The organism is Nostoc sp. EspVER01 (genome assembly GCF_034530635.1).
GTDB lineage: Bacteria > Cyanobacteriota > Cyanobacteriia > Cyanobacteriales > Nostocaceae > Nostoc.
Genome location: NZ_JAVRCS010000023.1, coordinates 105,283 through 116,390, shown reverse-complemented (window position 1 = coordinate 116,390; position 11,108 = coordinate 105,283). Strand labels below are relative to the sequence as shown.

Annotated in this window: 7 protein-coding genes and 1 pseudogene; 6 read left to right on the top strand and 2 right to left on the bottom strand. The window is 43.7% G+C overall.

The annotated features are described in order from the left end of the window. The 4 genes and pseudogenes from RMX69_RS19455 to RMX69_RS19440 form a co-directional block, all read left to right on the top strand. A pseudogene (locus RMX69_RS19455) lies at positions 1–86 on the top strand (photosystem II protein D2); the annotation flags it as partial. Then, a complete protein-coding gene (gene psbC / locus RMX69_RS19450; RefSeq protein ID WP_289797953.1) occupies positions 70–1,461 on the top strand; it encodes a photosystem II reaction center protein CP43 in 1,392 nt (463 codons plus the stop codon). The pseudogene RMX69_RS19455 and the gene psbC, both read left to right, overlap by 17 nt. A gap of 129 nt (positions 1,462–1,590) precedes the next feature. Continuing rightward, positions 1,591–1,779 carry a PCP reductase family protein gene (locus RMX69_RS19445; RefSeq protein WP_289797954.1) on the top strand — a complete coding sequence of 63 codons (189 nt, stop codon included), beginning with the start codon at positions 1,591–1,593 and terminating at the stop codon, positions 1,777–1,779. Between the two features lie 21 nt (positions 1,780–1,800). Next, on the top strand, positions 1,801–2,445 hold the full coding sequence (locus RMX69_RS19440) for a Uma2 family endonuclease (protein ID WP_289797955.1): 645 nt from the start codon (positions 1,801–1,803) through the stop codon (positions 2,443–2,445). A 19-nt stretch (positions 2,446–2,464) separates the two neighbouring features. Here RMX69_RS19440 and RMX69_RS19435 read toward each other — a convergent pair whose 3' ends face one another. Together RMX69_RS19435 and RMX69_RS19430 are read right to left on the bottom strand one after the other, a co-directional pair. After that, positions 2,465–3,301 carry an SWIM zinc finger family protein gene (locus tag RMX69_RS19435; protein WP_289797956.1) on the bottom strand — a complete coding sequence of 279 codons (837 nt, stop codon included), beginning with the start codon at positions 3,299–3,301 and terminating at the stop codon, positions 2,465–2,467. 99 nt (positions 3,302–3,400) lie between these two features. Continuing rightward, the gene (locus tag RMX69_RS19430) at positions 3,401–8,116 is read right to left on the bottom strand and encodes an SNF2-related protein (RefSeq protein WP_322638434.1); all 4,716 of its coding nucleotides are present in this window, start codon (positions 8,114–8,116) and stop codon (positions 3,401–3,403) included. Between the two features lie 142 nt (positions 8,117–8,258). On the opposite strand from RMX69_RS19430, the gene RMX69_RS19425 reads away from it, so the two are divergent. Together RMX69_RS19425 and RMX69_RS19420 are read left to right on the top strand one after the other, a co-directional pair. Beyond that, positions 8,259–8,804, top strand: a complete 546-nt coding sequence (locus tag RMX69_RS19425) for an N-acetyltransferase (protein ID WP_322638433.1) — start codon at positions 8,259–8,261, stop codon at positions 8,802–8,804. 101 nt (positions 8,805–8,905) lie between these two features. Next, positions 8,906–11,062, top strand: coding sequence for a polyribonucleotide nucleotidyltransferase (locus tag RMX69_RS19420; protein WP_322638432.1), 2,157 nt, complete (start codon positions 8,906–8,908; stop codon positions 11,060–11,062). The last annotated feature ends 46 nt before the right edge of the window (positions 11,063–11,108 follow it).

Sequence of the window (11,108 nt, the reverse complement as noted above, 5' to 3'; positions counted from 1 at the left end):
TCCGCGCTTGGATGGCTCCTCAAGATCAACCCCACGAACAATTTGTATTCCCTGAGGAGGTATTACCACGTGGTAACGCTCTCTAATAGACCAAATATCTTAGGCGGCGCTGGACGCGACCAAGAATCCACTGGGTTTGCTTGGTGGTCTGGTAACGCACGTTTAATCAACCTATCTGGCAAACTACTGGGCGCTCATGTTGCCCACGCTGGTTTGATTGTATTCTGGGCTGGAGCGATGACTTTGTTTGAAGTCGCTCACTTCATTCCTGAAAAGCCAATGTACGAACAGGGCTTGATCCTGTTACCTCACCTCGCCACTCAGGGCTGGGGTGTTGGTGCTGGTGGTGAAGTTATCGATACCTTCCCCTACTTTGTTGTTGGTGTACTCCACCTAATTTCCTCAGCCGTCCTTGGCTTTGGCGGTATCTATCATGCCGTTCGTGGCCCAGAAACCTTAGAAGAATATTCTTCTTTCTTTGGTTATGACTGGAAAGACAAGAACAAGATGACCAACATCATCGGATTCCATCTAATTATTTTGGGATGCGGTGCATTGCTTTTAGTGTTAAAGGCAATGTTCTTTGGTGGTTTGTATGACACCTGGGCACCAGGCGGTGGTGATGTTCGGATTATTACCAACCCGACACTGAACCCAGCAGTTATCTTCGGTTATGTAATCAAGTCTCCCTTTGGTGGCGAAGGCTGGATTATTAGCGTCGATAACTTAGAAGATGTGGTCGGTGGTCACATCTGGATTGCCTTTATCTTAATTTCTGGTGGTATTTTCCACATTCTTACCAAGCCTTTTGCTTGGTCACGTCGTGCATCCATCTGGTCTGGTGAGGCTTACCTCTCCTACAGCTTGGGCGCTCTGTCGTTGATGGGCTTCATTGCCTCCATCTATGTTTGGTTTAACAACACCGTTTACCCCAGCGAATTTTACGGTCCTACTGGTCCAGAAGCTTCTCAAGCTCAGGCTTTGACCTTCTTGATTCGTGACCAACGCTTGGGTGCTAACGTCGGTTCTGCCCAAGGTCCTACTGGTCTAGGTAAATACCTGATGCGCTCTCCAACTGGTGAAATCATCTTTGGTGGTGAAACCATGCGCTTCTGGGATTTCCGTGGCCCTTGGTTAGAGCCTCTACGTGGTCCTAATGGTCTTGATTTGGAAAAAATCAAGAATGATATTCAGCCTTGGCAAGCTCGTCGCGCCGCTGAATACATGACCCACGCTCCTCTGGGTTCTTTGAACTCCGTGGGTGGTGTGGCTACTGAAATTAACTCTTTCAACTACGTATCTCCTCGCGCTTGGTTGGCGACTTCTCACTTCGTACTAGGATTCTTCTTCTTAGTTGGTCACTTGTGGCACGCTGGTCGCGCACGGGCTGCGGCTGGTGGTTTTGAGAAAGGAATTAACCGTGACACTGAGCCAGTGATGTTCATGGACGACCTAGATTAGGTTGTAAAGTTTATTTCATCACTGACAATTAAGTAATTTAAAGGCTCTTGCATAAAAGCAAGGGCTTTTTTTATAGGAAAATTAGTAATCTATTGATTAAAGTGAGCGATTTGCCAAGGTAACTAATCTATGAATGATGATGCCAATTTTATTGATGCTTTGCGATGGACATCTGAAGCTAAGGAAAAGTTACAAAATATTCCCTTTTTTGTCCGCTCTCAAGCTAAAGCCAGAATTGAACAGCTAGCTCGTGAAGCAGTTCAAGAGGTTGTTACCGCTGATTTGGTAGAACAGGCTAGGCTTGAGTTTGGACAATAAAACATTCTGGAGGTCGTAACAATGACAGTCGCCAAGAATCGAGCAGACCGAGTAATGCTTTACGACATTAGCTGGCAACAGTTTGAAAATCTTCTAAAAGACTTGGGGGAGCATCGGGCAGCACGGTTAGCTTACGATCGCACTACTTTGGAAATTATGACACCTTTACCTGAACACGAACATTACAAAGAGGTAATTAGTGATTTAGTCAAAGAAATCGCTGATGTGCTGGATTTAGACTATGAAAGTTATGGCTCGACTACTTGGAAACGAGAAAGCCGAATGGCAGGGTTAGAGTCAGATAACTGCTTCTATTTCCAGAATGAAGCTACGGTTCGGGGTAGATTGGATCTGGACTTGAGACAAGACCCACCGCCTGATTTGGCACTGGAAATTGATGTTACCAGTAAGTCTTTAAATCGTTTTCCCATTTATGCCCGCCTGGGAGTACCAGAACTCTGGTGTTATGATTCCGGTGAACTCAAGATTTATCTCCTGCAAAATGGGGAATATGTCGAGTCAGAGAAGAGTCTGGTGTTTCCTACTTTAGCAATTCGGGATCTGCCGAAACTGATTGAGCAAAATCGGGCAAATGGCAGACGGGCAATTCGTCAGGCGGTTCGGGAATGGGTGAAAAAAGGCGGGAAGGGTGAACTACCCAGTTAACATAATTTACGAATTATTATCAATTTCCTCCCACATTCATCGCTGTTAAAAAAGCCTTTTGACTCACATCTCTATAAACTGTATTTAAATACTTCATTACTACATCACTTGAAGTTGAATTTACTGCGCTTTCCTCTTCCTTCGCAAGGGGGATTGCTCCTAATACATCTAATACCATCTCACTCGTGGACGGCGCAATAACTACCAAGGATGACTCTAGTGGCTCATTATATTGCCAAAAGTAATCAATTCTTATAGAGTATTTATTATTAGGAATTGACTGTTGAACATCAGGCGTTTCTGTAGTATTGGGTTCCTTATTGGCACTACGTAATTGGCGTAAATCACTGATGATTTGCTCTTTGGTACGTCCGCGCAATTGAAATAGTACAAAGGGGTCTTCACTGAAGCGATCGCCTAACTGATAGTACAGCGCACCAATGTGTTTACAGGGATTTGCTTTATCAGGACAAGAGCATTTACTCTGGACATCACCAAGGGTAAAAGGAAATATCGAAAGACCATTAGCCGTAAACACTTCTTCTATATTTTGTGGCATTTCTCCTGCTAGTAACTTGGCAGCAAAAATTGCCCTTTGGGACATGGTTTCAATTACATAACCCCATTGCTCATCGCTAAAAGGTTCAAGGGAAAGGGAAACTTTATAAGGTTCTACTTCACTACCTTGCACCCTAGCTAATACTTTTGCACCTTTAAATTCAATACTGAGAACATTTCCTTGACGAGCATAATTTCTCGCACGTTCTAAACGCTTTTTAAAGCGATAGGAATCTAGCAAATCTAGCCATTGTTGTGACCACCATTCGCGGCTTGCTTGTAATGTGTAATTAGTCATAATCAATTTAAAAACTTAGTAGTCTGTCTTATTAATTTTATGAGGTTCGTAGTGAGTGCTTTAGCACTCAAATTAAGGACTAGAGTCCTTACTACGAACTTATTCTGCATCATCATCAATCACTGCACTGCGGTCGAGTAGTAATAAGTTCCGAAGTTGGTCTGTATCCATTTCGGTCAACCATTCTTCACCAGCACCTACAACTTGTTCAGCTAGTTGTTTTTTACTTTCAATCATGTCATGAATTTTTTCTTCTAAAGTGCCTGTGCAAACAAATTTATGTACTTGCACATTCCGGGTTTGACCAATCCGAAATACTCTATCTGTGGCTTGATTTTCCACGGCTGGATTCCACCATCTATCAAAGTGGAATACATGATTTGCTCGTGTTAAATTCAGTCCGACACCACCCGCTTTCAGAGAAAGAATCATAATTGGCGGCCCTTGAGGATCGTGTTGGAAACGATCGATCATTTCCTCACGTTGTTTTTTACTGGTACTGCCATATAAAAAGAATATTTCTCGCCCTAGCTGTTTTTCTAAATAGGGTTTAAGTAATTTACCCCACTCAGCAAATTGTGTGAAGATTAAAGCTCTGTCGCCTTCTGCTAAAACTTCTTCTAACATTTCTTCTAGCCGCAGAAGTTTGGCTGAATTATGTTGCTCTAATGTCGCTTGTTTCAAATATTGGGCTGGGTGATTGCAGATTTGTTTGAGTTTGATTAACAAAGCCAAAATCATCCCCCGACGTTGCAATCCTTCAGCAGATTCAATCTCTATTAAAGATTGTTCTACAACTTGTTGATAAAGTGCAGCTTGTTCACCAGTTAAACCGCAAAATACGGTCATTTCTTGCTTGTCTGGTAAATCTTGAATTATGTCGCGATCGCTTTTCAATCGCCGCAGTATAAATGGTTGCACTAATGAACGTAACTGAGTCAAAGAAGCCGTATCACCATACTTTTCAATTGGCATGGCAAATCGACGCTGGAAAAATTGCTTATTGCCTAAATACCCAGGATTGAGAAAATCCAAAATAGACCATAATTCTTGCAGTCTATTTTCTACGGGTGTCCCCGTCAATGCAATGCGAAATGTAGCTTCTAATTCCCGCACTGCTTTTGACTGCTTCGCCTCTGGATTTTTCACATTCTGGGCTTCATCTAAAACTATTATCTGCCAAGATACACTTTGCAATGATTTGATATCTCGATGAAGAAGTGAGTAGCTGGTAACGATTAAATCGTGCTTTTTCACGGCTTCTAAAAACGCTTTCCCTTTTGGGCGTTTGTCACCGTGATATTGCAAAATTTTCAGGCTTGGTGCAAATTTATTGACTTCCCTTTCCCAGTTGCCTAAAACCGAAGTTGGACAAACTAGCAGTGTTGGATTTTCTAGTGCATCTTGTTCTTTTAAGTGCAGCAGAAAAGCAATGAATTGGACAGTGTTATGGCAAATAATATTGTTAGCGACAAAATTATGATGTTCGCTAACTTCAAAGTCATAAACCCATCCATCATAATCTATCTCTTCTATTGATTCTATCCGGCAATAAAATACCTCTTGGTCGAGAAGACATTGCAAAGACTGTCTTGTTAAGCTCAACTGTTCTAAATCTAGGTTGCTATATGCTGTCAGGGTTTGAGTTGTCCACTTGGAATGTTTGAGTAGCTGATACTGTTCTTGGGCTTCTCCACTGATAATACGGTTCATCCCAGCTATTACTCGCCGTAAACTATCTCTAGAAAATTGCTGTGAACCATTAATGTAAACAGTGTTGTGCATCCCAAAATGCCGCAATGGGAGTCCCGTTGCTATGACTGTTTGGGCAACCATATCAGAAGCAGGAATTCCTTCAATATTTGTGTTACTGACCAGTTGACAAATTCGTTCTAACTTGCTCTGTTTTTCTAAGTTATTAAAACCAATTTCTTGGATAAATCTGCGGGCAGAATTCCCTCCAATTACACCAATATAGTAAGTGCGTAAAGTATGAGTTCCATTAGTGGCACACTTCAGTTTGGGCGATATTCGCAACCAAATGCCGAAGCGCCGCAACAGTGCAGAAAGTTGCTGAATTAGTAAAGCTGAAGCTGTAGAAATCTCAATACTCCGCATACTAAAAACAACAGCAGATTCAGCATCGAAATAGTTTTGTAAAAATATCCGCACACTATCCAAGTCTGCTTGCATAATGAAGGGCGGAATAGATTTTTCTGCCGATAGTTTTCCCCAAATATAACCTTTAGCTTCTAAGAATTCCCGATAGGCTTGGCTATTAACTCGAAGAGAAGCAACTCTGTTAGGGAAGGTAGAGATATTAGGGCTGTTAATTTTGAGGTTATAGCGCTTTTGAATGCGTTGGCAAGTCTGGAGTAGATCCTCTAATACTCTGGTGTCTTTTTGGGATATTGTGACTCTTCCCACATCGGGTAGTTCATGCCCTTCAGCAATCTGCCAAGCAAGAAACTTGACTAAATCAGGGTCTTGTGGTTGTCCATTCCAGAGCGTTTTACCTGGTACACAAACGTAATCACCCACCTGTAAGTTATTTGTCCAACCTTTACTTGTTAGCAGCTTGTGACGATGAGTGATTGTGATATTGCTACCGTCTTCTAGCGTGATTTTTCGCAATTTTTCGCAGACTTGCTGCCGATACAATCGTCTGACATTAGCTTGGACAATTTTGCCAGTTTTTTCATCTATGGAATTAACTAGTAATTGCTCTGTGGGGTTAGACCAAAATCCTTCGCCGTCAAATTCTGTTTCTCCAGCATGAGTTGTCCAGATTGTCTCGGCTGTGCGTAACAGTCCACTTGCATTTACTAGAGTATCATTCGCTACGCATTTACCGAGTCCCATATCGTCAGCGAGACATGCACCTAAGCCCCAACGTTCCAAGAAGGATAGCCAAGCAGCGCCTCGTTCTTGATAGGGTCGCAACTGTCCTTTAAAGCCTGCTGGTGTCGGTAAAGGTGCGATCGCTTGATTATTATTTAGCGCCCCAATCAACTCTTGCAATGCCCCAGATGCCTCAAAGCTAACCACTGGTAATTTTTCAATTACTTGGGTATCCCCTGTACTGAAACGCAAGGCATCTTCCAGTGAAAGCGCCATTTGGTCTTTGCGAGTGGTAAAAAAGGTTTGGGCTGTTTTGATATCTTGGGGGCGCAATTCTACCCACTCGCCGTTAATTTCTACTAGGGGACTATTTAAAGCCACAAGTTTATCAAACTCGGCTTTGGAAATAGTCTGTCCGCCAATTGCCAATTGCCATTGAAAATTTAGTAAACTCTGCAACCCTAAACGTCCCTGCTTTCCTTTTGGGGTTTCGGCAGTAATTTTCAAACCCAAACGATTTGCCCATCCTTCACGGTTTGCCAAACTGGGAGGCAAAATTACTCCTAAACCACTGTCTTCCAACCTCCAAGCTACAGCTTTGATAAACTCATAAGCTTGAATGGGGGTGAGACGAGAAGATTGGGGATATTCGCTTTCAAAACTGCCTACTATTGTTGGATATAATCGGGAAGCTACACCCAAACCTCGCAAAAATGTTTCCTGTGGTTGCTCAATTGTCCGATTTTCATAAACCAATCGTTCAACTGGATTGTTCCAAATAGTTGCCGCATCCACTAAAAACTCAGGATTGTCAGCCGCTTGCAGGAAATATGCTAACGTCCAATCTGTTTCACCGGACTCTGGAGAACGCAGTTGAAAACAGGTACGAAATAGAGTTTTAAGAGTTAATTGGTATTGTAGCGGCATAGTCCAAGCCTTGAGTGCCGCTTCCAGTCGTTCTACTTCAATGGCATCTGCATTGACAGTGCCAGATGTACTAGTTAAGGCTTGCAACCACTGTCGCACCCCAGCTGGTAAAGATGCGATTGCCTTAGCTTCAATTGGAGGTTGAGAACCTACCATTTCTCGTACTTGGGCATCTATCGTACTGTTGAGAAATCCCAAAAGTAATTCTTGAGGTTCGGCTGGAAAGTCTACTGCTAGGTTAGGGGATAAGGAGGATGAGGAGGATCTTACTCCCCCTGCTCCCTCATCTCCCCCCACTCCCCACTCCCCACTCCCCACTCCCTCTTGATAAGTGCGACAAACCAACGGCATAGTTGCAGAAAATTTTTCTAGGCGGGTTCCATCTACAGCGCTATCTAGAAGTACTTGCCATTTGGCAGCAAATGCACCATCTGATTGTCGGTCAATTGCTGGTAAAAACTTACACCGTGAGATTAAATCTAAACTCCAGCGGGCAACCTGTGACCAAAAGCGTAAATCTCCACCCAAAAAGGCATCTTCCCCTTTAGCAGCATTTAAGGGAACAGCAGCGAGAAATTTTACTGCTTCGCTGGGGTTGAGACAAAAACCCTCAACTAGCCACGGTTGTAAATATTGTGGGGAGTCTGTATTTTCCCCCAAGCTGACAGAATGTACAGGGAAAATCGCTGTTGTTCCTTCATCACTGCTTTCTGGGATATAAGTTGGTAGGGCAATGATTTGGGAGTGCGTTGGCAAACTGATTTCAGTGGCACTGGCGGCTTTGCGTGTTCGCCCAGTAGTTGCGATCGCTTTGCCAACACCAGAGGCAAACGCAACTTGGGGTTTTTGGATGAAGTTGGTAATTGCCATGTTCTGCGATCGCAACCACTCACTCAACTCAACCGATGTCATTGCCAATGGATGTAGTGCTATATCTCCAGATCCACTAGGCTCTAAATTTACTCGTGGCGATCGCCAAGTTTCCCCCCAAATAAATAAACGACTATTTTGATTTCTTAGTAACCAATTACAGTGTAAAATCGCCATTTGCTAATTACTTATATTTTCCCAAAACTCAATAATTAAAATTGCAACTATTCTACTTTTTGCATTTTATCAAGAAGACTTTTTGACAAAGTTGTGCATACAATAAATATTTAAGTAATTATTCCACATAACATTGTTAATAATGAAATTTCCCCTAATTAAAGTTTTAAAAAATGGAATATTAGTGGAACTAGATTATATACATCCTCAAGAGCATGAGGTTGTAAGAGCATTACTGAATGTTGTCATTGTTGAAGGTAAAACCTATCCGCAAAAGCAACCTTTGTCTCAGGCAGAATTTTCTGCTTACTGGTTAAGCAAAGATGCCTTTGTTGTCAGAACATCTGTTGTAGATCCTACACACAAGCCAAAAGAAATATTAGGGGCGTTTTATTTAAAGCCAAACTTTCCCGGTCGGTGTAGCCATATTTGCAATGCTGGTTTTATTGTACAACCTGGGTTACGAGGTCAGGGTATAGGGCGGTTCATGGGAGAGGCTATGCTTTTGACAGCAGCAAACCTGGGCTACGAAGCAGTAATGTTTAATTTGGTCTTTGAGACTAATATACCTTCAATTACACTTTGGCAGTCGTTAGGATTTGAGATTATTGGGCGAATTCCAGGTGCGGCGAAGCTAGAGAATGAGCAGATGGTAGACGCGCTGATGATGTATCGCGCTTTGTATTGAACGACTTGTCTATCTTTGTATGTACCAGAAGTCAGCCATAGGGCATAAATGTTAGGATTGCCACAGAAAGAGAATAGCGAAAGAGAAGGAAAAAAAACTGAATGGCAGAAGTTGACAAGTCAATATCCTTCGATGGAAGGGATATTCGACTGAAAGTAGGCCTACTTGCTCCCCAGGCTGGTGGGTCGGTTTTGATAGAATCAGGGGACACATCCGTTTTAGTGACGGCTACGCGATCGCAAGCCAGAGAAGGCATTGATTTTCTTCCTCTTACAGTAGATTACGAAGAAAGGCTATATGCCGCTGGTCGGATTCCCGGCGGGATCATGCGGCGGGAAGGTCGCCCACCAGAAAAAACAATTCTCACCAGCCGTCTTATAGACCGTCCCATGCGTCCTTTGTTCCCCTCATGGTTGCGGGATGACCTACAAATTATTGCTTTAACGCTGTCGATGGACGAGTTAGTTCCACCCGATGTGTTAGCAGTTACAGGCGCTTCCATCGCTACCCTGATTGCTCAAATCCCTTTTAATGGGCCAATGGCAGCAGTGCGGGTTGGTTTAGTGGGAGATGATTTCATCATTAACCCCACTTATGCTGAAACTGAAGCTGGAGATTTGGATCTGGTAGTAGCAGGTTCACCACATGGCGTGATCATGGTGGAAGCGGGAGCCAATCAGTTGCCAGAGCGAGATATTCTTGAGGCGATTGACTTTGGTTATGAAGCAGTGCGGGACTTAATCAAAGCGCAGCAAGATTTAATTGCAGAACTGGGTCTGGTAATAGTGCAAGAAGCACCACCAGAAGTAGACCAGACGCTAGAAAATTATATCCGCGATCGCGCCAACGGTCAGATCAAGAAAATCCTGTCTCAATTTAGTTTGACCAAACCCGAACGCGATGCAGCTTTAGATGTCGTCAAGGATGAAATTGCCGCGACGATTACCGAACTGCCAGAAGAAGACCCCATTCGAGTTGCTGCAACTGCAAATAAGAAGGCACTTGGTAACACTTTTAAAGATATTACCAAACACTTCATGCGGCGACAAATCATCGAAGATAACGTCCGCGTTGATGGTCGTAAACTCGATCAAGTGCGTCCGGTTTCCTGTTTAGTTGATGTCTTACCAAAGCGAGTCCACGGCAGCGGTTTATTTAACCGGGAACTAACTCAGGTATTATCCACTTGTACTCTGGGTACACCTGGGGATGCTCAAAACCTCAACGATGACATGCAGCTAGATCAGCACAAGCGTTATCTGCATCATTACAACTTCCCCCCCTTCTCAGTTGGTGAAACCAAGCCAATGCGGGCCCCAGGAAGGCGTGAAATTGGTCACGGAGCATTAGCAGAACGAGCGTTAATACCTGTGCTACCGTCCAAAGAACAATTTCCCTACGTGATTCGCATCGTATCGGAAGTACTTTCCTCCAACGGTTCCACCTCAATGGGTTCAGTCTGCGGTTCCACCCTCGCCTTGATGGATGCTGGTGTACCAATTCTCAAACCCGTTAGTGGGGCAGCAATGGGTCTGATTAAAGAAGGGGACGAAGTACGAGTCCTAACGGATATCCAAGGCATTGAAGACTTTTTGGGCGACATGGACTTCAAAGTTGCCGGGACGGATACCGGGATTACCGCCTTGCAGATGGATATGAAAATCTCCGGTTTGTCTTTGGAGGTTATTGCCCAAGCGGTTCACCAAGCGAAAGCAGCCCGGTTGCACATTCTGGAGAAAATGCTCGCGTGCATTGACACACCACGGACTGAAACTTCACCTTATGCCCCACGTCTGTTAACGATCAAGATTGATTCAGACATGATTGGTTTGGTAATCGGGCCTGGAGGCAAGACTATTAAGGGTATCACAGAGGAAACTGGTGCAAAAATTGACATCGAAGATGATGGCACCGTGACAATTTCTGCTGTGGATGAGAACAAGGCCAAGAGAGCCAGAAATATCATCCAAGGCATGACCCGCAAGTTGCACGAAGGGGATGTCTATGCCGGACGCATTACTCGGATTATACCGATAGGTGCATTTGTGGAATTTTTGCCAGGAAAAGAAGGCATGATTCACATTTCTCAACTAGCTGACTACCGCGTTGGCAAAGTTGAGGATGAAGTAGCGGTAGGCGATGAAGTGATTATCAAAGTGCGCGAAATTGATAACAAAGGTCGGATTAATCTCACTCGCTTGGGTATCCACCCAGATCAAGCAGCAGCAGCAAGAGAAGCAGCGGCGGTGAATCGGTAACTCGATTTGGGATTTTAGATTAGATTAAATCTAAAATCCGCGATGC

What these genes read in the sequence shown, in the direction of transcription:
- RMX69_RS19445 (WP_289797954.1), top strand. Translation starts at nt 1,591, where the DNA reads ATGAATGATGATGCCAATTTTATTGATGCTTTGCGATGGACATCTGAA.
- RMX69_RS19440 (WP_289797955.1), top strand. Translation starts at nt 1,801, where the DNA reads ATGACAGTCGCCAAGAATCGAGCAGACCGAGTAATGCTTTACGACATT.
- RMX69_RS19435 (WP_289797956.1), bottom strand. Translation starts at nt 3,301, where the DNA reads ATGACTAATTACACATTACAAGCAAGCCGCGAATGGTGGTCACAACAA.
- RMX69_RS19430 (WP_322638434.1), bottom strand. Translation starts at nt 8,116, where the DNA reads ATGGCGATTTTACACTGTAATTGGTTACTAAGAAATCAAAATAGTCGT.
- RMX69_RS19425 (WP_322638433.1), top strand. Translation starts at nt 8,259, where the DNA reads ATGAAATTTCCCCTAATTAAAGTTTTAAAAAATGGAATATTAGTGGAA.
- RMX69_RS19420 (WP_322638432.1), top strand. Translation starts at nt 8,906, where the DNA reads ATGGCAGAAGTTGACAAGTCAATATCCTTCGATGGAAGGGATATTCGA.